18 protein-coding genes and 1 pseudogene are annotated in these 23,176 nt (G+C 70.7%); 12 read left to right on the top strand and 7 right to left on the bottom strand.

The window, feature by feature from the left end; translation table 11 throughout:
• Positions 1 to 9 precede the first annotated feature (9 nt).
• From MKP15_RS02485 to MKP15_RS02475, 3 genes are read left to right on the top strand one after another with little or no spacing between them, the layout of a single operon-like run.
• Positions 10 to 240, top strand: a complete 231-nt coding sequence (locus MKP15_RS02485) for a BolA/IbaG family iron-sulfur metabolism protein (RefSeq protein ID WP_104938248.1) — start codon at positions 10 to 12, stop codon at positions 238 to 240.
• Positions 241 to 273: 33 nt separating this feature from the next.
• Positions 274 to 1,545 (top strand): UDP-N-acetylglucosamine 1-carboxyvinyltransferase, encoded by a 1,272-nt coding sequence (murA, locus tag MKP15_RS02480; protein WP_104938249.1) that lies wholly within the window; start codon positions 274 to 276, stop codon positions 1,543 to 1,545.
• A complete protein-coding gene (locus MKP15_RS02475) occupies positions 1,542 to 1,862 on the top strand; it encodes an EF-hand domain-containing protein (RefSeq protein WP_240211677.1) in 321 nt (106 codons plus the stop codon). Before murA ends, MKP15_RS02475 begins: the two co-directional genes overlap by 4 nt.
• Before the next feature lie 313 nt (positions 1,863 to 2,175).
• Here the strand turns inward: MKP15_RS02475 and MKP15_RS02470 are convergent, their stop codons facing one another.
• Positions 2,176 to 3,060: an outer membrane protein assembly factor BamD gene (locus tag MKP15_RS02470; RefSeq protein WP_104938251.1), complete on the bottom strand. Its 885-nt coding sequence runs from the start codon at positions 3,058 to 3,060 to the stop codon at positions 2,176 to 2,178.
• Positions 3,061 to 3,171: 111 nt separating this feature from the next.
• Between MKP15_RS02470 and rluD the strand changes: the two genes are divergently transcribed.
• From rluD to MKP15_RS02450, 4 genes and pseudogenes are all read left to right on the top strand, one after another.
• Entirely contained in the window at positions 3,172 to 4,155 is a 984-nt protein-coding gene (gene rluD / locus MKP15_RS02465; protein WP_240211676.1) for a 23S rRNA pseudouridine(1911/1915/1917) synthase RluD, read from the top strand.
• Between the two features lie 3 nt (positions 4,156 to 4,158).
• On the top strand, positions 4,159 to 4,938 hold the full coding sequence (gene pgeF, locus MKP15_RS02460; protein ID WP_240211675.1) for a peptidoglycan editing factor PgeF: 780 nt from the start codon (positions 4,159 to 4,161) through the stop codon (positions 4,936 to 4,938).
• A pseudogene (locus MKP15_RS02455) lies at positions 4,935 to 5,462 on the top strand (DUF4166 domain-containing protein); the annotation flags it as partial. The gene pgeF and the pseudogene MKP15_RS02455, both read left to right, overlap by 4 nt.
• A 64-nt stretch (positions 5,463 to 5,526) precedes the next feature.
• Entirely contained in the window at positions 5,527 to 5,955 is a 429-nt protein-coding gene (locus MKP15_RS02450) for a thiol-disulfide oxidoreductase DCC family protein (RefSeq protein ID WP_240211673.1), read from the top strand.
• Positions 5,956 to 6,616: 661 nt separating this feature from the next.
• Here the strand turns inward: MKP15_RS02450 and otsA are convergent.
• The 4 genes from otsA to MKP15_RS02430 all read right to left on the bottom strand — a co-directional run bounded on the left by otsA (position 6,617) and on the right by MKP15_RS02430 (position 13,134).
• A complete protein-coding gene (gene otsA, locus MKP15_RS02445; RefSeq protein ID WP_240211672.1) occupies positions 6,617 to 7,984 on the bottom strand; it encodes an alpha,alpha-trehalose-phosphate synthase (UDP-forming) in 1,368 nt (455 codons plus the stop codon).
• Entirely contained in the window at positions 7,981 to 9,762 is a 1,782-nt protein-coding gene (locus tag MKP15_RS02440) for a glycoside hydrolase family 15 protein (RefSeq protein ID WP_240211671.1), read from the bottom strand. The genes otsA and MKP15_RS02440 overlap by 4 nt, the downstream gene beginning before the upstream one ends.
• An 85-nt stretch (positions 9,763 to 9,847) precedes the next feature.
• On the bottom strand, positions 9,848 to 10,591 hold the full coding sequence (otsB, locus tag MKP15_RS02435; protein WP_240211670.1) for a trehalose-phosphatase: 744 nt from the start codon (positions 10,589 to 10,591) through the stop codon (positions 9,848 to 9,850).
• Between the two features lie 107 nt (positions 10,592 to 10,698).
• Positions 10,699 to 13,134 carry a TonB-dependent receptor gene (locus MKP15_RS02430; protein ID WP_240211669.1) on the bottom strand — a complete coding sequence of 812 codons (2,436 nt, stop codon included), beginning with the start codon at positions 13,132 to 13,134 and terminating at the stop codon, positions 10,699 to 10,701.
• Positions 13,135 to 13,330: 196 nt separating this feature from the next.
• Between MKP15_RS02430 and MKP15_RS02425 the strand changes: the two genes are divergently transcribed.
• The 4 genes from MKP15_RS02425 (at position 13,331) to clpB (ending at position 19,131) form a co-directional block, all read left to right on the top strand.
• Positions 13,331 to 13,804, top strand: a complete 474-nt coding sequence (locus tag MKP15_RS02425) for a DUF3574 domain-containing protein (protein ID WP_240211668.1) — start codon at positions 13,331 to 13,333, stop codon at positions 13,802 to 13,804.
• A gap of 74 nt (positions 13,805 to 13,878) precedes the next feature.
• The gene (locus MKP15_RS02420) at positions 13,879 to 15,468 is read left to right on the top strand and encodes a hypothetical protein (RefSeq protein ID WP_240211667.1); all 1,590 of its coding nucleotides are present in this window, start codon (positions 13,879 to 13,881) and stop codon (positions 15,466 to 15,468) included.
• Positions 15,469 to 15,538: 70 nt separating this feature from the next.
• Positions 15,539 to 16,387, top strand: a complete 849-nt coding sequence (locus MKP15_RS02415) for a DUF3014 domain-containing protein (protein ID WP_240211666.1) — start codon at positions 15,539 to 15,541, stop codon at positions 16,385 to 16,387.
• A gap of 161 nt (positions 16,388 to 16,548) precedes the next feature.
• Positions 16,549 to 19,131 carry an ATP-dependent chaperone ClpB gene (clpB, locus tag MKP15_RS02410; protein ID WP_240211719.1) on the top strand — a complete coding sequence of 861 codons (2,583 nt, stop codon included), beginning with the start codon at positions 16,549 to 16,551 and terminating at the stop codon, positions 19,129 to 19,131.
• Between the two features lie 91 nt (positions 19,132 to 19,222).
• Here clpB and MKP15_RS02405 read toward each other — a convergent pair whose 3' ends face one another.
• Positions 19,223 to 20,863 carry an alpha/beta hydrolase-fold protein gene (locus MKP15_RS02405; RefSeq protein WP_240211665.1) on the bottom strand — a complete coding sequence of 547 codons (1,641 nt, stop codon included), beginning with the start codon at positions 20,861 to 20,863 and terminating at the stop codon, positions 19,223 to 19,225.
• 226 nt (positions 20,864 to 21,089) lie between these two features.
• Between MKP15_RS02405 and MKP15_RS02400 the strand changes: the two genes are divergently transcribed.
• The gene (locus tag MKP15_RS02400) at positions 21,090 to 22,376 is read left to right on the top strand and encodes an aminotransferase class I/II-fold pyridoxal phosphate-dependent enzyme (protein WP_240211664.1); all 1,287 of its coding nucleotides are present in this window, start codon (positions 21,090 to 21,092) and stop codon (positions 22,374 to 22,376) included.
• A 90-nt stretch (positions 22,377 to 22,466) separates the two neighbouring features.
• Here MKP15_RS02400 and MKP15_RS02395 read toward each other — a convergent pair whose 3' ends face one another.
• Complete coding sequence (locus tag MKP15_RS02395) at positions 22,467 to 23,117, bottom strand: NAD(P)-dependent oxidoreductase (RefSeq protein ID WP_240211663.1); 651 nt, start codon at positions 23,115 to 23,117, stop codon at positions 22,467 to 22,469.
• Positions 23,118 to 23,176 lie beyond the last annotated feature (59 nt).

The raw sequence follows: 23,176 nt of genomic DNA, 5'->3' as shown, positions 1-23,176 counted from the left end.
GAAAGCGACTTGGACGCCGAGACCATCCAGAACCTGATCGAAGCCGGCCTGCCGGGCGCCCGCGCCCAGGTGAGTGGCGAGGACGGCGTGCACTTCGAGGCCACCGTGGTCTGCGAGGCCTTCGCCGGCAAGCTGCCGCTGGCCCGCCACCGCATGGTCTATGCGACGCTGGGCGAGCTGATGGGCGGCGCGATCCACGCGCTGGCCCTGAAAACCGTCACCCCCGGCGAAGCCGGCTGAGCCGGCCCCCTCCAACCTACTGGCCTCACACACATGGCGAAAATCGTGGTCACCGGCGGCAATGCGCTGAACGGTGAAGTCAATGTCTCCGGCGCCAAGAACGCCGTCCTGCCGATCCTCTGCGCGACCCTGCTGGCCGATGCGCCGGTGGAGATCACCAACGTGCCGCACCTGCACGACGTGATCACCACGGTGAAGCTGCTCGGCGAACTGGGCGCCAAGGTCACCATCGACCAGGGCACCCTGTCGCGCGGCAGCGCGATCGTGGTCGACCCGCGCAGCGTCAACCAGCACGTGGCGCCGTACGAGCTGGTCAAGACCATGCGCGCCTCGATCCTGGTGCTCGGCCCGCTGCTGGCCAAGTACGGCGCGGCGGAAGTGTCGTTGCCCGGCGGCTGCGCGATCGGCTCGCGCCCGGTGGACCAGCACATCAAGGGCCTGCAGGCGCTGGGCGCGGAAATCACCGTGGAGAACGGCTTCATCAAGGCGCGCGCGGAGCGCCTGAAGGGCGGTCGCTTCACCTTCGACATGGTCAGCGTCACCGGCACCGAGAACGTGCTGATGGCCGCGGTGCTGGCCGAAGGCACCACCGTGCTGGAAAACGCGGCGATGGAGCCGGAAGTCACCGACCTGGCGCACTGCCTGATCGCGCTGGGCGCGAAGATCGAGGGGCTGGGCACCGCGCGGCTGGTGATCGAGGGCGTCGAGCGCCTGGCCGGCGGCCGCCACGCGGTGCTGCCGGACCGCATCGAGACCGGCACCTTCCTGGTCGCCGCGGCAATGACCGGCGGCCGCGTGGTGATGCGCAACGCCCGCCCGGACACGCTCGACGCGGTGCTGGCCAAGCTGGCCGAGGCCGGCGCGACGATCGAGACCACGCAGGACACCATCACCCTGGACATGCACGGCCGACGGCCGAAGGCGGTCAACCTGACCACCGCGCCGTACCCGGCGTTCCCGACCGACATGCAGGCGCAGTTCATGGCGCTCAACTGCATCGCCGACGGCGTGGGCGTGGTCAACGAGACGATCTTCGAAAACCGTTTCATGCACGTCAACGAGCTGCTGCGCCTGGGCGCGGACATCCAGGTCGAGGGCCATACCGCCATCTGCCGCGGTGTCGAACGGCTCAGCGGGGCGCCGGTGATGGCCACCGACCTGCGCGCGTCGGCCAGCCTGATCCTGGCCGGGCTGGTGGCCGATGGCGATACCACCATCGACCGCATCTACCACCTGGACCGCGGCTACGAGAACATCGAGGAAAAGCTCGGTGCGCTCGGTGCCCGCATCCGGCGCGTGTCATGATCCTGCGCGGCCGATTCACTCCGCGCCGCCGCGCGCTGCTGGTACTGGTGCTGCTGGCGCTGGGCTGGCTGGGCTGGGCCTGGTACGCCGGCATCGCCATCACCCGTGGCGTGGAGAAGGAGCAGATGGACTGGAACGGCGACGGCCAGGTCAGCCGCGACGAGTTCTTCCAGGCGTTCTACGCGGTGAAGGTGGCCGATACCCAGGAGGGTAACCGCCACTGCCGCAGCTTCGCCTGGCGCCGCACCGGCGAGGAATTCCGCCGCGACTGCCGGACCGTGTTCAAGGCCGACGACGCGGCCGCCGCCAAGCCGTAACCGCCCGGTCGCGGCGCACTGCGCCGCGACGCGGCGTGCCCGCCCAGGCCTGGCGCCGCCCCGCGAACGCTGCGCGGGGCACCCGCCGCAGCCCGTGCCGGCCGCGCCCGGGCACCCGTGGCGCAGATGCCGGGGCTGTCCCGGCCGCTTCCCCGACCCTGCAACCGGGCACCGCGCCGGTGTCCGGCGTGCCCCTGACTGCCTGTGCGCCCGGGACTGTCGTGGCCGCCGGGGCGGGGCTTTGCCCTTCCCATGAACGCAAAACGCCCCTTGCGGGGCGTCGTACGTGCGACCCGGCCGTGGCCGGCGCGGATTACTTGCGGTTCATCCGCGCGTTGCGCTGGCCGGTGGCGGCGGATTTCTCGCCGGCGAACGGGTTGAGCTTGCGCGCGATCCACGGGTACTTCGGCCATTCGCCCTGCAGCCACGGGTGGCTGGGCTCGTTGAGCTCGAGCACGCGCCGGGCGTCGTCGGCCAGGGTCTTGTTGCCCAGGTGGACGTAGGACTCGCCGAGCAGCGCCACCGCGTCGTTCTGGAAGGCGCTCTGCGGGTAGGTTTCCAGCAGGTAGGTGGCGCGGCCGGCGGCCGAGACCCAGGCGCCGCGGCGGGCGTAGTACAGGGCGTTGTCCATCTCGTGCTGGGCGAACACGTCGCGCAGCTCGATCATGCGCTGGCGCGCGTCGGCGGCGTAGCGGCTGTTGGGGTAGCGCTCGGTGACGATGTTGAAGTCGGCGTAGGCCTGGCGCGGCGTGGACAGGTCGCGGCGGCTGGAGTCCAGAGACCACACCCGGCGCAGGAACACGGTGTCGCTGTTGCCGTTGGCCAGCCCGCGCAGGTAGTACAGGTAGGCGATGTTGCGGTGGGTCGGGTAGGTGCGGATGAAGCGGTCGATGCTGGACACCGCGTCATCGTTCTTGCCGGCCTTGTACTGGGCGTAGGCGCTTTCGATCATCGCCTGCTCGGTGTACGGGCCATACGGGTACTGGGCGATCAGCCGCCGGAAGCTGGCCTCGGCACCGGACCAGTTGCCGCCTTCCATCAGCTTGTGGCTCTTCTCGTAGAGCCTCTCGACCGGCATGCCCTCGTCGGCGTTCTTGCCCTTGGCGCCGCGGTGGCAGCCGGTGGCGGCGAAGACCAGGACCAGCAGCAGGGCGGTGATGCGGACGGGAGCGGACAGCAGCGGGGAGCGTCGGATCATGGGTCGGGGCGGGACGCGGCAGGAATACGAAGGGGCGATGATAGCCTAGTGGCCTGTCCTGCGACTGACTCCTGTCGCCGGGACCCCCCGAATTCCGCCGATACCCCTGCCATGTCCGACAACGCTTCCCTTCCTTCCCGCCAGGCGCGGGTGCCCGACGCCGCCGCCGGCCGCCGTTTCGACGCCGTGCTGGCCGAGCTGTTCCCCGAATTCTCCCGTTCCCGCCTGAGCGAATGGATCAAGTCCGGGGCAGTGCTGCTGGACGGCGTCCCGGCGCGCCCGCGCGATCCGGTGCGGGGCGGCGAGCTGGCCACCCTGAATGCGACGCTGGACACCGAGACCAACGCCCTGCCCGAGGACATCCCGCTGTCGGTGCTGTACGAGGACGAGCACGTCTTCGTGATCGACAAGCCGGCCGGGCTGGTGGTCCACCCGGGAGCCGGCAACCCCACCGGCACCCTGGTCAACGCGCTGCTGTTCCGCGACCCGGCGCTGGCGTCGGTGCCGCGCGCCGGCGTGGTCCACCGGCTGGACAAGGACACCAGCGGGGTGATGGTCGTGGCCCGCACCCTGCAGGCGCAGACCGCGCTGGTGGAGCAGTTGTCCGCGCGCGAAGTGCACCGCCAGTACCTGGCCGTGGTGAGCGGCGCGCTGGTGTCCGGCGGCACCGCCGACGCGCCGATCGACCGCCACCCGCGCGACCGCCTGCGCATGGCCGTGCGCGAGGATGGCCGCGACGCCGTCACCCATTACCGCCTGCGCGAACGCTTCCGCGCCCACACCGCGCTGGAATGCCGCCTGGAAACCGGCCGCACCCACCAGATCCGCGTGCACATGGCGCACCTGAAGCACCCGATCATCGGCGACCCGCTGTACGGCGGCGCGCTGAAGCTGCCCAAGGGCGCCACCGACGAACTGGTCGCGCAGCTGCGCGGCTTCAGGCGCCAGGCGCTGCACGCCGAGACGCTGGAGTTCATGCATCCGATCACCGGCGAGGCGATCCGCAACAGCGCGCCGGTGCCGGCCGACATGCTGGCGCTGATGAAGGCGCTGCGCGAGGACAGCGTCCTGTTCGCCGAACGCGAGCGGCGCTGAACCATGGCCGCCGCGTTGCCACTGCTGGCGGCGGACTGGCCCGCGCCCCCCGGGGTGCGGGCGTTCACCACGCTGCGTCATGGCGCGGGCGGCTCGCTGCCGCCATTCGACCGTTTCAACCTGGGCAACCGTAGCTCGGCCGAAGGCGACGACCCACAGCAGGTGCAGCGCAACCGCGATGAACTGCAGCGGCTGGCGGGCCTGCCTTCGGCGCCGCACTGGCTGCGCCAGGTGCACGGCACCGGCGTGCTGCGCTTCGACGCACCGCCGGTGGCGCAGGGCGTGGACGCCGAACCCGTCGCCGATGCCGCGGTGACCGCGGTGCCGGGGGTGGTGCTGGCGATCCTCACCGCCGACTGCCTGCCGGTGCTGTTCGCCGCCCGCGACGGCGGCGAGGTAGCCGCCGCGCACGCCGGGTGGCGCGGACTCGCCGACGGCATGCTGGAGGCAACGCTCGCGGCCATGCGGGCGCCGGCGTCGGAGGTCATCGCCTGGCTCGGCCCCGCTGCCGGGCCGGCGCACTACGAGATCGGCGCCGACGTGCGCGACGCCTTCCTGGCACATGCGGCCGCTGCCGAAGCGGCCTTCAGCGGCACCCGGCCCGGGCACTGGCGGGTGGATCTGTACGCGCTGGCACGGCAACGGCTGCAGGCCGCTGGCATGGACCCGGCGGCGATCCATGGTGGCGACCAGTGCACCATCGCCGATCCCGCGCGCTGGTTCTCGCACCGCCGCGATCGTCGCAGCGGACGCATGGCCACGCTGGTGTGGATGGCGCGGTGACCGCGCCGCTGTTCGCGCGGGTGCTCGGCGCCGCCGCGTTCGCCCGGCTGCCGCCGACCCTGCAGGCATTGCATTCGGTGCAGGGCCGGCAGCGCTGGCGCGGCCAGGCCTGCGTGCGCCGCGGCGACCATTGGCTGGTCGCGCCCTGCGCGTGGCTGGCACGGCTGCCCGCGGCGGCGGACGCGGTGCCGGTGACGGTCGAGTTCGTGGCCGAGGGCGCCGGCGAGCGCTGGGACCGCCGTTTCGGCGACGCGCGCATGGCCTCGCGGCTGTGGTCGCGCCAGGGCCGCCTGTTCGAGCGCCTGGGCGCGGTACGCTTCCGTTTCGCGCTGGCGGCCGTGGATGGCGAAATCCACTGGCGGGTCGAGCGGGCCTGGGCGTTTGGCAGCGTACCGTTGCCGGCCGCCTGGTTCGCCCAGGTGCGTTGCCGCGAACGCGTCGATGGCGACCGCTACACGTTCCTGGTGGACGTGGCGATGCCGCTGCTCGGGCCGCTGATCCGCTACGAGGGCTGGCTGTTGCCGATCGGGAACCGGGAGGCAGAACCGGACGTCCCCGTCAGCGGCCGCATCGGCGGAGGCCGCGGCGATGGGTAAAGGGACGTTCGACTCCGCCTCCGGCCCTGCGCCGGTGATCGTGTTCGATGGCGTCTGCGCGCTTTGCAGTCGCTGGGTGCGCTTCCTGCTGCGTTTCGACCGCCACGCCCGCTATCGGTTCGCGGCGATGCAGGGCGCGCACGGGCGCCGGTTGATGCGCGCCCATGGCCTGGATCCGGATGACCCGCTGTCGTTCCTGCTGGTCGAGCAGGGCCGCGCGTATACCGATACCGACGCCATCGTGCGCGTGCTGGCTGGCCTGGGCGGCATCTGGCAGCTGGCCCGGCTGGCGCGCCTGCTGCCCCGTCCGCTGCGCGACCGCGGTTACCGCTGGCTGGCGCGCAACCGCTACCGCTGGTTCGGCCGCCACGACGCCTGCTACCTGCCGACCCCGGCGCAGGCGGCGCGTTTCCTGGATTGAGGAGCCTGTGCGGGCGTAGATGCGGGGCTTGCCCCGCATGGGGTTGTTCCGGTGAAGCTCTGTGCGGGGCGAGCCCCGCACCTACGGGAATCGTGCATTTACAGGCAGGTCCGGATGGCGTGTTTCCGGGTTCGGTCGGGACAACGCCGCAGGCGCGTGGTTCATCAGGGACAACGCAGCGCGGACGTAGATGCGGGGCTTGCCCCGCATGGGGTTTTCCCGGTGAGGCTCTGTGCGGGGCGAGCCCCGCACCTACGGGGATCGTGCATTGGCGGGCAGGTCCGGATGGCGCGTTCCCGGGTTCAACCGGGACAACGCCGCAGGCGCGTGGTTCATCCGGGACAACGCAGCGCAGGCATAGATGCGGGGCTTGCCCCGCATGGGGCTGTTCCGGTGAAGCCTGTGCGGGGCGAGCCCCGCACCTACGGGAATCGTGCGTTTGCAGGCAGGTCCGGATGGTGTGCTCCCGGGTTCGGCCGGGACACCGCCGCAGGCGCGTGGTTCATCCGGGACGACGCAGCACGGACGTAGATGCGGGGCTTGCCCCGCATGGGGCTTTCCCGGTGAGGGTCGGTGCGGGGCGAGCCCCGCACCTACGGGATCGTGCATTTGCGGGCAGGTCGGGGTGGCGCGCTCCCGGGTTTGGCTGGCACCGTGCCGCTCAGTCGCCTTCCAGCGCCTGCAGGTAGTCGCGCCGCCAGCGGTTGATGTCGTGCTCGCGCAGGTGCTGCATCATTGCCTGCCAGCGCTCGATGCGTTCGCCGCGCGGCATGTTGGCTGCGGTGGCGATGGCGTCGGCGACGCCGTCCAGGTCGTGCGGATTGACCAGCAGCGCCTGCTTCAGTTCGTCGGCGGCGCCGGCCAGCAGCGACAGCACCAGCACGCCGGGATCGTCCGGGTCCTGTGACGCCACGTACTCCTTGGCCACCAGGTTCATGCCGTCGCGCAGCGGCGTCACCAATCCCACCGCGGCCTCGCGGTAGAACCCGGTCAGGGTGCTGTGGGCGTAGTTCTGGTTGACGTAGCGCAACGGGGTCCAGTCGGCCTCGGCGTGGCCACCGTTGATGTGCCCGGCCAGCCGCTCCAGTTCGCTGCGCAGCGAACGGTACTCGGCCACGCTGCCGCGCGAGACCGGCGCGATCTGCAGGAAGGTCATGCTGCCCTTCTGCTGCGGGTAGCGGGTCAGGTAGCGCTCGAAGCCATGGAAGCGTTCGGGCAGCCCCTTGGAGTAGTCCAGCCGGTCCACGCCGATGGCCAGCTTGCGTTCCTGCAGGCTGTGCCGCAGCGCGCGCACCGCGCTGTTGCCGGTAGCCACCCGTGCCTGCCGGGCGATGTGCTCGGTATCGATGCCGATCGGGAACGCGGCGATGCGCACGCGGCGCCCGTCGGGCGACTGGATGTGCCCGCTGTCGATGGCGCTGCCACCGCCGAACAGGCGCGCCCAGGAGCGGAAGCGGTCCACGTCGCGCCGGGTCTGGAAGCCGAGCAGGTCGCAGGCGTACAGCGCCGAGAACAGCGAACGATGCTCGGGCAGCGCCTGCACCAGGTCGGCCGACGGCACCGGCACGTGCAGGAAGAAGCCGATGCGGCAACCGATGCCGCGTTCGCGCAGCAGCGCCGCCAGCGGGATCAGGTGGTAGTCGTGGATCCACACCGTGTCGTCGTCGCGCAGCAGTGGCGCGAGCCGGTCGGCGAACAGCGTGTTGACCCGCCAGTAGCCTTCACGCTTGCTGCGGTCGTAGTCCACCAGATCCAGGCGGAAGTGCAGCAGTGGCCACAGCGCGCGGTTGGAGAAGCCGTTGTAGTAGCTGTCCAGGTCGGCCCTGGACAGGTCCAGGGTGGCATAGCGGATGGCGCCGTCGCTGTGTTCGTGCAGTTCCCCGCTGGGGCCGGACACGCTGCGCCCGCTCCAGCCGAACCAAAGCCCGCCGCGTTCCTTCAAGGCCGCCAGCAGCCCCACGGCGAGCCCGCCGGCGCGGCTTTCGCCGGGCACCGCGACCCGGTTGGAGACCACCACCAGGCGGCTCACGAGGCCTCCTGCCAGCTGCGCGACAGCCGCATCGCCGCGGTGATCAGGCCCACGTGCGAATAGGTCTGCGGGAAGTTGCCCCACTGCTCGCCATCGCTGAACGCCAGGTCCTCGGACAGCAGCCCGAGGTGGTTGCGCCGTGCCAGCACGCTTTCGAACAGGGCGCGGGCCTCGTCCATGCGGCCGATCGCGGCCAGCGCATCGATGTACCAGAACGTGCAGATGGTGAAGCTGGTCTCGGGCGCGCCGAAGTCATCCGGGGCGATGTAGCGGAACAGCGCGTCGCCGCGACGCAGGCCGTGGCCGATGGCTTCCACCGTGGCGACGTAGCGCGGGTCGCCCGCCTCCATGAAGCCGATGTCGGCCAGCAGCAGCAACGACGCGTCCAGGTGGTTGCCATCAAAGGTGTCGGTGAAGTGGCCCAGCCGTGGGTTCCAGCCGCGCTCCAGCACCCGCTGGTGGATGTGGTCGGCGCGCTCGCGCCACAGCGCGGCACGCTCGCCGAGCGCCAGGCGCGTGGCGATCTTGGCCAGGCGGTCGCAGGCCGCCCAGCACATCGCGGCGGTATAGGTATGCACCGCGGTGCGCCCGCGGAACTCCCACAGCCCGGCGTCGGGCACGTCGTGCAGGGCATAGGCGCGTTCGCCCAGCGGTTCGAGCCGGGCGAACGTGTGCGCGTCGCCCGGGTCCTTCAGACGCTGGTCGAAGAACAGCTGGGTCGAAGCCAGCACCACGGAGCCATAGACATCGTGCTGCCGCTGCAGCCAGGCCAGGTTGCCGCGCCGCACTGGGCCCATGCCACGGTACCCCGCCAGTGACGGCACTTCATGCTCGTCGAGCCGTTCCTCCAGGCCGATGCCGTACAGCGGCTGCAGGCTGCCGTCGGTGGTGGCCAGGTTGAAGATGTAGCGCAGGAAATCCTCCATCGACCGGGTGGCGCCCAGCCGGTTGAGCGCGCGCACCACGAACGCGGCGTCGCGCAGCCAGCAGTAGCGGTAATCCCAGTTGCGGGCGCTGCCCGGGGCCTCCGGGATGGAGGTGGTCATCGCCGCGATGATCGCGCCGCTGTCCTCGTACTGGCACAGCTTCAGGGTGATGGCACTGCGGATCACCGCGTCCTGCCATTCCAGCGGAATGGACAGGTAGCGGGTCCATTCGCGCCAATAGTCCTCGGTGCGCTGCTGCGCGTCCTGCGCGTAGCTGGCAAGCGCGCGGTCCAGCGGTTCGTCCACGCCCAGCACCAGCTCCATGGGGTGGGCGAGCACGAACGGCAGCGCGTCGCGGATGAAACGCACCGGTACGTCGGTGGTCAGGCGCAGGGTGAAGCCGGGCAGCAGCCAGCGCAGGTGGTTGCTGCCCCAGGTGCAGTCGGGCACGCGCGCGCCCCAGTCGGCCAGCGGCCGCGCCACTACCCGGATGCGCGGGTTGCCCGACAGCGGGCGGATGCGGCGTACCAGGCTCGGCGGCCGGTAGAAGCGGTCGTGGCGGCGCCAGCGCGGCGCGAAGTCGATCACCTCCACCTGGCCACCGTGGCTGTCGCGCAGCACCGTGCGCAGGATCGCGGTGTTGGTGATGTAGTGCTGCTCGCTGCCGGCATAATCCTCCAGCTCGATGGCGAAGTCGCCGCCGTCATGTTCGCGCGGCGACAGCAGCGCGCAGAACGCCGGGTCGCCATCGAACGCGGGCAGGCAACTCCACACCACGCGCGCATGGCGGTCGATCAGGGCACCGAAACTGCCATTGCCGATGACGCCCATCTCGAGATTGGCTTGAAGCATCGATTCCTCCTTGCTGGTGGGGCGGCCGTGCCGTCCCCGGGGTGCGACCGCGTCCGGATCGATGGCCCGGCGCCGCGGTGTGGCATCAGGCCGCGCCCGCGCGCAGCCACGCGTGCATCGCGGCCACATCCGGCAGGGCATGGCGCGCCTGGCTGGGCGAGCGGTCGCCGACCAGGATTCCGTAGCCGCCGAGCCGTGTCGCCGCGGCGAAGCCGTACTCGTCGGTGAGGTCGTCGCCGACGAACACCGGGCGGCGCCCGGCGAAGGGCGGCGCGCGCATCAGCGTGCTCACCGCCGTGCCCTTGTCGTGGCCGGCGGACACCAGTTCGACCACGTGGTTGCCCGGTTGCAGGCGGACGCCGGGCAGCCGCGGCAACTGCGCGCGCGCGAAGGCTTCGACCGCGGCTGCGGCCTCCGGTGCATTGCGCCAATGCAGCGCCAGGGCCTGGCCCTTGGCTTCCACGCGCACGCCGGGGTGCGCGTGCGCCAGGCGCATCGCCTGCACATGCAGGTCATGCAGCCAGTGGGCGGGGTCGGCGTCTGCCGGCGCGTCGTCGTCGGTGCGGCGCAATTGCGCGCCATGCAGGCCCGCGGCGGGCAAGCGCAGTGGCGCGAACAACTGGTCAAGCTGTGCCAGCGGGCGTCCGCTGACCAGCGCCAGGGCGCCACCGAGGCGTTCGCCGATGCGGGCTATCCAGTCGCGCACCTGTGGTGGCAGGCGGACATCTTCGGGTTGTGCCGCGAACCCGACCAGCGTGCCGTCCACGTCAAGGAACAGGGCACAAGCGGGATCCAGCGCGGGGGGCGGGCTGATGGACGCTTTGACCATTTCCCTACCATGCCACGCGGCACGTGAGAGGAAAGTTATCGTTCCGCCGCGGGCGCATGAAGGCGGATGCTGGAAGCCGGGCACTGGCCCGGCTTCCAGCCGCCGGGTCAGAACGCGTAGCGCACGCGCCCGTACCAGTACGCGCCGTTGCTGCCGATCGGCGACAACACGTCGTAGGGCAGGTTGCCGAAGTAGTGGATGTCGTCGTTGGAGCGGTCCGGGTAGTTGTCGGTCAGGTTCTGTCCACCGACGGCCACGCTCCACTTCGCGGTGACGCGGTACTCCACTTCCGCATCGAGCTGCCATTCCGCGCCATAGGTCTGGGTCGGCACATAGCCGCCACCGAAATCGAACACGCGTCGCGCGCTGCCATGGCGGCTCAGGCGGCTGCCCAGCGACCAGCGCGCGTCGGCCCAGCTCGCCGCCAGCTGCGCGCGGGTGCGCGGCGCCGCGTCGGTGAGCGTATTGCTTTCCTCCACGCCGAACAGCACGTAGTCCGGATCCAGCGCCAGCAGCTGCGGCGGCGTGGCCAGCACGTTCTTCAGCTCGGTCCTGGCGTAACTCCAGGTGCCGGTGAGCAGCAGGTCGCCGCCGCCCAGCGTCTGCCGCCAGTTGGCGACGAACTCGGCGCCGCGGGTGCGTGTATCGGCGGCATTGACGAAGTAGTGCGCGCTCTGCAGCCCGCTCACGCCGAAGCGCTGCTGCACGAAATCGGTGAGCGCGTCGCCGGTGATGCTCTCCGACAGCGCGATGCGGTCGTCGATGTCGATCTGGAACAGGTCCAGCGACAGGTCCAGGTGGCTGCCGATCTGGCTGGTGAAACCGAGGCTGTAGTTGATCGACTTCTCCGGCTTCAGGTCGCGGGCGCCCAGTGCGCGCGCGATCGGGTTGTTCACCGACAGCAGCCGGCCCTGCACCAGCTGGCCGCCGGCGGTGTAGCCGGTGGAGGTGGATTCGAAGCCGGTCTGGCTCAGCGACGGCGCGTGGAAGTTGTTGGAGATGGCGCCGCGCAGCGCGAACGCCGGTGCGAACGCGTAACGTGCGCCGAGCTTGCCGGTGAGCTCGCCGCCGAAGTCCTGGTAATGCTCGTAGCGCGCGGCGAGGTCGGTGGAGAACTTCTCGCCGAAGGTCGAGGACAGGCTGCCATAAGCGCTGAACACGTCGCGGGTGAGGTGGGCCTCGTCCTGCGGGGTCAGGCCGCCGCCGGCCTGCGAGCCGGTGGGGCGATCGGTGTACGCGCCGGCCGCATAGCTGGCCGGGTCGCCGGCGCCGGTCTCGTAGCGTTCGTGGCGCGCTTCCACGCCGAAGCCGAGGCTGTGGCTGTCGTCGGCGCGCACGAAGATGCGACCGACATCGAGGTTGGCCACGGTCTGCTCGAACGCGTAGTCGCCCGTCTTGAAGCGGGTGGGGCTGGCCGGGCCGAGCGAGGCGTTGAGCGAATCGCGCAGGCGGTAGGTGAATTCGTTGCGGCCGTGGTCGAGGCTGGCGTCGTAGTTCCAGTCGCCCCACTGGCCGCGCGCGCCGCCGACCAGCTGCAGGTCCAGGTTCTCGCCTTCGGAAACCGGGCGGTAGCCGTTGGGATACAGCTGCTTCCAGTTGGCTTCGCCGTCCGGATAGCGGAAGTAATTGGCGCCTTCGGTATCGCGCTGGTTGTAGGTACCGAACGCATAGGCCTTGGAGGTGGCGCCGAACGGGATCTCGGTGTTGAACCAGGCGTTGAGATCCTTGCTGGCACCGTCGCCCAGGGCGTAGTTGCGCTTGCCGGCCAGGGCCAGGTTGTCCGGGGTCTGCGCCTCCCACGGCGGGATCTGGTCGAAGCCGGCGCGGTTGGTGGCCTCGCGGTTTTTCAGCTCCAGGCCCACGCGCAGGAAGCCGCCCTGGTCGCTCAGCACGGTGCCGACCTTGGCGCTGAAATAGCTCGTCTGGCCATCGGTGAGGGTGCGGCCGATCGGCTTGAGGTCGGTGTGGTGCGCACCGAAGCTGGCCTCGATGGCGCCGCCCTGCGGGGCATCGTCGAGGATCACGTTGATCACCCCGGCCACCGCATCGGAGCCATACAGCGCGCCGGCGCCGTCGCGCAGGACTTCGATGCGCTTGATCGCGCTGACCGGGATGGCATTGAAGTCCACCGGCGTGGTGCCCTTGCCGATCTTGCTGTCGGTGTTGACCAGCGCCGAGTTGTGGCGGCGCTTGCCGTTGACCAGCACCAGCACCTGGTCCGGCGACAGCCCGCGCAGCTGCGCCGCGCGGACGTGGTCGGCACCGCCGGAGTTGGACTGCCGCGGGAAATTGAACGACGGCAGCAGCGCCTGCAGCGCGCTGCCGAGTTCGCCGTTGACCACGCCGGCCTTGCGGATGTCCTCGGCGGTGAGCACGTCCACCGGCGAGGTGGATTCCAGGACGGTGCGGTCGCTGGCGCGGGTACCGGTGACGATCACCGTGTCGAGCGTGGTCGCCGGGGCGGATGCGTCCTGGGCGTAGGCGGGCGAGGACAGCGCCAGCACGACGGCCAGGCCGAGCGGTGCCGGGGAAATACGGGCCATGGGGGAAACTCCGGGATGACGTGGGGAAGGGGTTTCCGGATGCTTTGTTACATTCATCCGGATGGAGCGATATGTTATCTTCGCGTGATGCCGGTGCCCGGTGCAAGCCCCGCGTGGCATCAGCTCATCCGTAAACGTGATATGCCGCTGCAGCGACGGCCACGCCATCCTTGCAGGCTCCTTCCAGAGGTCATCCATGAAGTCGTCCGCTTTGCTGTTCCCGTTGTTGCTGTGCCTGGGCGGGGTTGCCACCGCCGCCGCTCCCGCCGACCCGCCGGCGGCCACCGCCGCGCTGCACGGCGACGCCGCGCGCCCGGCCGAGGGCGCGCACTGGGTGCGCAGCGAGCTGTATTTCGGCGTCGGCCGCGAGGACGGCGACTCCCGCCGCGAACAGACCGATGCCATCAGCGACGCGCAGTGGCGGGCGTTCCTCGACCGCGAGGTGACCCCGCGCTTCCCCGACGGCCTGACCGTGTTCGACGCCTACGGCCAGTGGCTGTTCCGTGGCGCCGCCGGGCCCGAGCGCCTGCGCACCAAGGTGCTGGTGGTGCTGCACGAGGACACGCCGCAGCGCCGCAACGACATCGAGGCGATCCGCCTGGCCTGGAAGCAGGCCACCCATCACCAGTCGGTGTTGTGGGCGCGCCAGGCGGTGGACGTCTCGTTCTGAGCAACGCGCGCCGGGGCAGGGCGTGGCGCCCGCGCCCCGGCGATGGTTTTCCCTTCCTTCCTCCCGGTTCCCGCATGGCTTCCCTTCCCGCTGCCCCGCGCCCACGCTGGTTCGTCGCCGGCGACCTCAACGGCTTCTTCGGCCTGGTGGTCGACAACCTGTCCATCCTCGGTTTCATCGCCATGGCGCTGGTGGGCATCTTCCAGTTCCCTGCCGAGGTGGTGTTCGGGCGCATGTTCCCGGGCACCGCCTTCGGCGTGCTGGTGGGCAACCTGCTGTACACGCTGATGGCGCGGCGCCTGGCCGCGCGCACGGGCCGCGACGACGTCACTGCAATGCCGCTGGGGCTGGATGCCCCGACCAGCATCGGCATGGCGCTGCTGGTGCTGGGGCCGGCGTTCGCCGGCTTCCGCCAGCAGGGCATGGACCCGCAGGCCGCGGCGATCGCCACCTGGCAGCTGGGCATGGCGGCGCTGGTGATCATGGGCCTGCTCAAGCTGGTGCTGTCGTTTTTCGGCGAGGCGGTGACCCGCGCGCTGCCGCGGGCCGCGCTGCTGGGCTCCATCGCCGGCATCGCGCTGGTGCTGATGGGCCTGCTGCCGCTGCTGGAAGCGCTGCGCTCGCCGGTGGCCGGCTTCGTCACCCTGGGGCTGCTGTTGTACGTGCTGGTCGCCAAGGGGCGGCTGCCGGTACGCGCGCCCGGGGTGCTGGTGGCATTCGTGGTCGGTACCGCGCTGTACTACGGGCTGGGACTGGCGGGGCTGGGCGCGCCGGGCTTCGCCCTGCCGCAGTGGACGCCACCGCAGGTGGTGCTGCCGCTGCCGACGCTGGGCTTCATCGACGGCCTGCCGGCGGCGCTGGACTACCTGCCGCTGCTGCTGCCGTTCGGGCTGCTGATGGTGGTTGGTGGCATCAACGTGTCCGAAAGCGCGCGCGCGGCCGGCGACGACTACCGCACCCGCGACATCCTGCTGGTGGAAGCGGTGGCCACGCTGGTGGCCGGGTGCTGCGGCGGCGTCGCCCAGACCACGCCCTACATCGGCCAGCCGGCCTACAAGCACATGGGCGCGCGCAGCGGCTACACCCTGCTGACTGGACTGTTCGTCGGCATCGGCGGCATGCTCGGGGTGATTTCCGGCCTGGTGCAGTGGCTGCCGCTGGCGGTGCTGGCGCCGATCATCGTGTACGTGGCCATCGACATCACCACCCAGGCGTTCGAGACCACGCCGAAGCGGCATGCCGCGGCGATGGTGCTCGGCTTCCTGCCCTCGGTGGCGTACCTGCTGGCGATCAAGGCACCGGGCTGGATCGCGCCGGAGCGGTTGGCCGAGCTGACCACCACGCTCGACGGCCACGGGCTGCCGGAGCTGGCGGTGATCTTCACTCTCGGCAACGGCTTCATCATCACCGCGATGCTGTGGATCGCCACGGTGGTGGCGATGATCGAACAGCGTCCGCGGCGCGCGTCGGTCCTGCTCCTGGTCGCCGCGCTGCTGACCCTGTTCGGCCTGATCCACTCGGTGGACCCGCGCGGCGGGGTGTACCTGCCGTGGGCACTGCAGGGGCTGCAGCGCAGCATCAGCTGGCAGTTCGCCGGCGCTTACGTGGCGCTGGCGGCGGTGCTGGCGCTGCTGTCGCTGCAGCGGCCACCGCGGCCCGGCTGAGCTGGCGGGGAACCCCGCGCGATCGCCCTGGTCACACCCTGGGTGATCGCAACGACGGAGGTGGTTCCCGATGCAGGACAGGAAAGCGGTATGGCCCTGGGCCGTGGCCGGCGTGCTGGTGCTGGGCGGCGCGGGGTGGTGGCTGTTCCGCGATGAGCTGCGCACGGCCATGCCGGCTGCCCCGCCGCGCGCGGTGGCGACGCCCGCCGGCGGCGATCGCAGCGTGCCGCCGGAGACGCCGCAGACGCCAGCGGCGGCAGCGGGCGTGAGCGCGGCACCGGCGCGATACCCGCTGCCGCGCGATGCGGCCATCGATGCGGCACTGCCGTCGCTGGCGGACAGTGATGCGCGGGTGCGCGAAGACCTCGCCGCGCTGTTCCCGGCGCCGGTGCTGGCGCTGCTGCTGCCCGACCACCGGCTGCAGCGGCTGGTCACGCACATCGACAATCTCGACCAGGCCCGGGTGCCGGCCAGCGCGCTGGCGCTGCGTCCGCTGCCGGGCGACCTGCAGGTCGAAGGCGACGCGGCGTCGGGCATCACCGTGGCCGGCGCCAACGCCGCCCGCTATGCGCCGTACGTAGCGGCCTTCACCGCGGTCGACGCCGATGCGCTGGCGGCGGCCTACATGCGCCTGTATCCGCTGGTGCAGCAGGCGTATCGCGAGCTGGGCCATCCCGGCGGCCAGTTCAACGACCGCGTGGTGGCGGTGATCGACCACCTGCTGCTGACGCCCGAGCCGGCGCGGCCGCCGCTGCTGGAGCGCGACGCGCGCGGCCGCTACCGGTTCGTCGATCCGCAGCTGCAGGGGCGCTCGATCGGACAGAAGGCGCTGTTGCGCCTGGAGGCGGACCAGGCACGCGCGGTGAAGCACCAGCTGGGCGCGATCCGGCGTGCGCTGACACGCGGTGGGCCGGGCTGATTGCGCCCGATCAAGGCGTGGCCGCGGCGCCCCGGGGATACTGCCGGGGCGGGGCGGCCGCGGCTGAACGGGCTCCAGGGGGCGGGCTTGAATCACACCGCCGCAACCGCATCTGAACGAGTATCGCCGGCGACGCCGGCCCCTGATTCGGGATGACCACCATGCGGATGGACAAGCTCACCTCCAACTTCCAGAAAGCCCTGGCCGATGCGCAGTCGCTGGCCGTGGGCCGCGACCACAACATCATCGAACCGGTGCACGTGCTGGCCGCGCTGCTCGACCAGGCCGGGGGCAGCAGCCGGCCGCTGCTGGCCCAGGCCGGGGTCAACGTGCCGCTGCTGCGCGAGCGCCTGGGCGAGGCGCTGGACGCGCTGCCCAAGGTGTCCGGCCAGGCCGGCAACCTGTCGATGGGCAACGACCTGAGCCGCCTGCTCAACGCCACCGACAAGCTGGCCCAGCAGCACAACGACCAGTTCATCGCCAGTGAATGGTTCCTGCTGGCCGCCACCGACGACGGCGGTGCGGCCGGCATGGCGCTGCGCGCGGCCGGTGCCGACCGCAAGAAGCTGGAAGCGGCGATCGACAAGCTGCGCGGCGGCGAGACCGTGCAGAGCGAGAACGCCGAGGAGCAGCGCCAGGCACTGGAGAAGTACACCATCGACCTGACCGCGCGCGCCGAGAGCGGCAAGCTCGACCCGGTGATCGGCCGCGACGAGGAGATCCGCCGCACCATCCAGGTGCTGCAGCGCCGGACCAAGAACAACCCGGTGCTGATCGGCGAACCCGGCGTGGGCAAGACCGCCATCGTCGAGGGCCTGGCCCAGCGCATCGTCAACGACGAGGTGCCCGAGGGCCTGCGCGGCAAGCGCGTGCTGTCGCTGGACATGGGCGCGCTGATCGCCGGCGCCAAGTTCCGCGGTGAGTTCGAGGAGCGCCTGAAGGGCGTGCTCAACGACCTGGCCAAGAACGAGGGCCAGATCATCCTGTTCATCGACGAACTGCACACCATGGTCGGCGCCGGCAAGGCCGACGGCGCCATGGACGCGGGCAACATGCTCAAGCCGGCACTGGCGCGCGGCGAGCTGCACTGCATCGGCGCGACCACGCTGGACGAATACCGCCAGTACATCGAGAAGGACGCCGCGCTGGAGCGCCGTTTCCAGAAGGTGTTCGTCGGCGAGCCGACGGTGGAGGACACCATCGCCATCCTGCGCGGGCTGAAGGAGCGCTACGCCGTGCACCATGGGGTGGAGATCACCGACCCGGCGATCGTCGCCGCGGCCACGCTGTCCAACCGCTACATCACCGACCGCCAGCTGCCGGACAAGGCCATCGACCTGATGGACGAGGCCGCCTCGCGCATCCGCATGGAGATCGATTCCAAGCCGGAGGAGCTGGACCGCCTCGAGCGCCGCCTGATCCAGCTCAAGATCCAGCGCGAGATGCTGAAGAAGGAGAAGGACGAGGCGTCGCAGAAGCGCCTGGCCGACCTGGAGGCGGACATCGACGGGCTGGAGCGCGAGTTCTCCGATCTCAACGAGATCTGGAAGTCGGAGAAGGCCGCGCTGCAGGGCACCACCAAGATCAAGGAGCAGATCGAGCAGGCGCGGCTGGAGCTGGAAGCGGCGCAGCGCCGCCAGGATTTCGCGCGCATGAGCGAGATCCAGTACGGGCTGCTGCCCAACCTGGAAAAGCAGCTGGCGGCGGCGCAGGAAGTCGAACGCAAGGATTTCAAGCTGGTGCAGGACCGGGTGACCGACGAGGAGATCGCCGAGGTGGTCTCGCGCTGGACCGGCATCCCGGTCAGCAAGATGCTCGAGGGCGAGCGCGACAAGCTGCTGCGCATGGAGGAGATGCTGCACAACCGCGTGGTCGGCCAGGAAGAGGCGATCCGCGTGGTCTCCGATGCGGTGCGGCGTTCGCGCGCTGGGCTGTCCGACCCGAACCGCCCCAGCGGCTCGTTCCTGTTCCTGGGCCCTACCGGGGTGGGTAAGACCGAGCTGACCAAGGCGCTGGCCGATTTCCTGTTCGATTCGTCCGACGCGATGGTGCGCATCGACATGAGCGAGTTCATGGAGAAGCACTCCGTGGCGCGCCTGATCGGTGCGCCCCCGGGCTACGTCGGCTACGAGGAAGGCGGCTATCTCACTGAAGCGGTGCGCCGCCGCCCGTACAGCGTGATCCTGCTGGACGAGGTGGAGAAGGCGCACCCGGACGTGTTCAACATCCTGCTGCAGGTGCTCGACGACGGCCGCCTGACCGACGGCCAGGGCCGCACCGTGGACTTCCGCAACACCGTCATCGTGATGACCTCCAACCTGGGCTCGCACCAGATCCAGGAGTTGAGCGCCGACGATTCGCCGGAGGCGTACCTGCAGATGAAGGCGGCGGTGATGGGCGTGGTGCAGGCGCACTTCCGCCCGGAGTTCATCAACCGGCTGGACGACATCGTCGTGTTCCACCCGCTGGACAAGCAGCAGATCAAGCAGATCGCGCGGATCCAGATGCGCGGCCTGGAGAAGCGGCTGGGCGAGCGTGGCATCCGCATCGAGTTGTCGGACAAGGCCTACGAGTTGCTGGGCAATGTCGGTTTCGACCCGGTGTATGGCGCGCGGCCGCTCAAGCGCGCGATCCAGCAGCAGATCGAGAACCCGCTGGCGCAGGAGATCCTGTCCGGCAGGTTCGTCAACGGCGATACGGTGAAGGTGGATGCCGAGGGCGGCCGGTTGGCGTTCGTGAAGTGAGCGCGGGCGGGCTGCGGCCCGCCATCGGGCAGGCGAAGAAGGCGGCCATGGGCCGCCTTCTTCGTTCCGGTGCCGGCGCGCTGCGAGGGCGTTACGGCGTGACCGCTCCAGCTCCGGCTGGCGCCGGTGCGGGTGCCGTGGGACGCTTCGCGCCCGGCCTCGCCAGTGCGTACATCTGCCAGGCGATGTCCTTGAGCAGCGCCTGGCGGTCCTCGCCGTCGGCATACAGGTCGAAGTGGGTGCGGTCCGGCACGAAGCGGAAATCCGAGCGGGCGCCCACCCCGTCCAGCGCCGCCTTCAGCCGCCGCGCGGCACCGTCCAGGTAGAAGTTGTCGGCGGTACCCACATAGACGTGCAGCTTGCCGTCCAGGTCGGGTTCCAGCTGCGGCCAGTCGCGGCGGATCCGCGCCGCGATGTCGTAGTGCTCGCGCCAGTACGCCACCACCTGCGGGTCGACCTGGCCGGTGCCGCGGTCGAACATCGGCATCGGCCGGCCGTCGGCGCCACGTGGCGAGAACACCCACTCGAACGAGGCCAGCTGGCCACCTACCGGGCCGGTCACTTCCTCCAGTTGCGCGAACTGCTGGAAGCTGGCCACCACCTTGCCCTGGTTGCGCACCAGGGGCCAGGGCTGGCCGTCGGCACGGCGGTAGACGTTGGCACCGGCCGTGTACAGGTCGATGCCGCTGAAGTCGTGGAAATCGCTGGAATCGGGCGCGGTGGCCCAGGCGCCGCCGAACAGCGCCGGATAACGCACCTGCAGCCACAGCGCGGCCCAGCCGCCGGAGGAATGACCGTTGAGAAAGCGCCCGGAGGCGTTGCCGTCCATCCGGTAGTCGCGCTCCAGCTGCGGGATCAGCTCCCCGGTCAAGGCCTGGCCCCAGGGGCCGTTGTTGACCGAATCGGCGAATTCGTGGGTGCCGGTCGCGCTGGATTGATCCAGCAGCACCAGGATCATCGGCGGCAGTTCGCCGGCGAGCATGCCCTGGTAGACGCTGGCCGCGGTGCCCACCAGCTTGCGCTGGTTGCCGGTGAAGCCATGGGTGTAATAGACCGCCGGATAGCGCGCCTGCGCGGCGGCATCGTAGCCGGGCGGCAGCACCACCCAGCCACGCATGTGGATAGGCCGGCCCCAGAATGCGCTCAGCGCCGGGCTGGTGAAATCGATCTCCCGGGTGGCGGCCCTAGCCGCGGGCGCCGCCTGGCGGACGGCCTCGGGAAGGCGTCCGGAAAGTTCCCAGGGGTCGCCGGCGGCGGCTTCCCGCTGGTCCAGCAGCAACGTGACGGTGGGCGCGTCCCTGCCCAGCACCACCCGGGTCGGGGCGCTCAGCAGGTCGTCGTGGCCGCGGCCGGCGTAGTTGTTGTCGCGTTGGGTATCGAGCACCGCCTGCACGTAGTACGTGCCGTCGGCCAGCTGCGGGAACGGCGCCGGCCAGGCCAGGGTTTCGGTGTCCACCGGCAGCGTCTGGCCGGGCGCGATGCGGGCGATGTCCATGCCCGCGACGGTGGCGTGGGTGCCGGCGAACAGGCTGGTCTCGACCGCAGGCACCTTGCCGTCCCTGGCGCGTGCTTCGGCGGTTGCGGCCGGCTCGGCGTACAGCAGCAGCCGGCCGGCCACGCCGGCCGTGGCGTCCGCGGGCAGCTGCACGCGGATCTGGCCGGCGTGCGCCAGCGCGCACAACGACAGCAGGCCAATGGCATGGACCGCGCGCAGCGGCATCGGAACGGACATGGGGCGCATGGCAGACTCCCGCGTAGCGTGAGGCCGCAGTGTGCGACATGGGGGGCGACGGGGTAAAACCGGCGTTGGCCGGGCGCCGGCGCGCGCCACGGGATACCTGCTCATGCATCCGGGTTATCGGCTGATCACCACGGATCAGCAGTAACCGTTGCAACCAGCGGCCATGGCCGGCAGCGGCTCGGCTATGGTCATGGGCCACCCCTGCATCGAGCCTGTGATGTCCGCGCCGAACTGGAAGCCCGAAACCATCGCCGTGCACGGCGGCTACCGTCCCGACCCGACCACCCGCGCGGTGGCGGTGCCGATCTACCAGACCGTGGCCTATGCCTTCGACGACACCCAGCACGGTGCCGACCTGTTCGACCTCAAGGTGCAGGGCAACATCTACACCCGGATCATGAACCCCACCACCGACGTGCTGGAGCAGCGCATCGCCGCGCTCGAAGGTGGCGTCGGCGCGCTGGCACTGGCGTCCGGGCAGGCGGCCATCACCTACGCGATCCAGACCATCGCCGAGGCCGGCGACAACATCCTGGCCTCCAGCGCGCTGTATGGCGGTACCTACAACCTGTTCGCGCACACGCTGCCGCAGTTCGGCATCCAGACCCGTTTCGCCGACTACCGCGATCCGCAGGCGTTCGCGGCGCTGATCGATGAGCGCACCAAGGCGGTGTTCGTCGAGTCCATCGGCAACCCGCGCGGCAACATCACCGACATCGAGGCCATCGCCGCGATCGCGCACGCGCACGGCGTGCCGCTGATCGTCGACAACACCGTGGCCACGCCGTACCTGCTGCGCCCGTTCGATTTCGGCGCCGACATCGTGGTGCATTCGCTGACCAAGTACCTGGGCGGGCATGGCACCAGCCTGGGCGGGGCGATCGTCGATTCGGGGCATTTTCCCTGGGCCGAGCACCGGCAGCGGTTCCCGCGCCTGAACACGCCGGACGTGAGCTATCACGGCGTGGTCTACACCGAGGCGCTGGGGCCGGCCGCCTACATCGGCCGCGCGCGCGTGGTGCCGCTGCGCAACACCGGCGCGGCGATCTCGCCGTTCAACGCCTTCCAGATCCTGCAGGGCATCGAGACCCTGGCGCTGCGCATGGACCGGATCAACAGCAACACGCTGGCGGTCGCGGCCTTCCTGCAGCGGCACCCGAAGGTGGCGTGGGTGAACTACGCGGCGCTGCCCGACCACCCCGAGCACGCGCTGGTGCGCAAATACCTGCGCGGGCACGGCTCGGGGGTGCTGACCTTCGGCCTGCCGGGCGGCCGCGAGGCAGGCGCGCGGTTCCTCGACGCGCTGCAGCTGTTCACCCGGCTGGTCAACCTGGGCGACGCCAAGTCGCTGGCCACGCACCCGGCCTCCACCACCCACCGCCAGCTCGACGCGGCCGAGCTGGAAAAGGCCGGGGTGACGCTGGACACGGTGCGGCTGTCGGTCGGCATCGAGCACATCGACGACCTGCTGGCCGACCTGGAACAGGCGCTGGCGCAGGCCTGAGCGCGGTGATCCGCGCGGGCTCCGGCGGTGCCGAAGCGCGCCGGGTCCACCGGCGGCGTTGCCTCGCCGCCGTGCATCGCGCAGGCGGCGTCACCAGGCGATGGTGAAGCGCTGGCGCAGGTGCCGCGGCTGTTCCAGTTCGTCGACCACGGCCACGGCCAGGTCGGCCGGGCTGATGGTGGCGGGGCCGTCGGCGGCCATCAGCGGGGTGTCGCTGCCGGTGCGGTAGCGGCCGGTGCGCGCGGTCGGGCCACCGGCGTGGAAGCCCACCGGCGGGCTGAGGAAGGTCCAGTCCAGTGCGGATTCGCCCTTCAGGTCCTCCAGCGCGTCGCGCGCGGCGCGGGCGCCGTCATGGAACGCCGGCGGGAAATCCGGCGTGTCCACCAGCTGCACGCCGTCGGCGGTGTACAGGCTGCCGGCGCCGCCCACCACCAGGTAGCGCTTGACCCCGGCGGCCTTGGTGCCGGCGACGATCGCGCGCGAGCCCTGCATGAAGTCGTGGTAGATGTCCGGGTTGTCCCAGCCGGCGTTGTAGGCGCTGAGCACCGCGTCGCTGCCGGCCACCGCGGCCTGCACCTGCGCGGGGTCCTGCACGTCGGCACGGACCACGCGCAGGCGGTCGCGCGCGGCGAGTTTTTCCGGGTGGCGGGCCAGCGCGGTGACCGCGTGGCTACGCGCCAGCAGTTCCTCGAGCAGGGCGCGGCCAACGAAGCCGGTGGCACCGATCAGGGCGACGTTCATGGCGATTCCTCGTGTGGATGGCAGGCCCACAGTGTCCTCCCGGCGTGGTGGCGGCGGCA

Origin of the sequence: Stenotrophomonas sp. Y6, assembly GCF_022436665.1 — a bacterium.
GTDB lineage: Bacteria > Pseudomonadota > Gammaproteobacteria > Xanthomonadales > Xanthomonadaceae > Stenotrophomonas > Stenotrophomonas acidaminiphila_A.
This window is presented reverse-complemented; position numbering and strand designations above follow the sequence as displayed.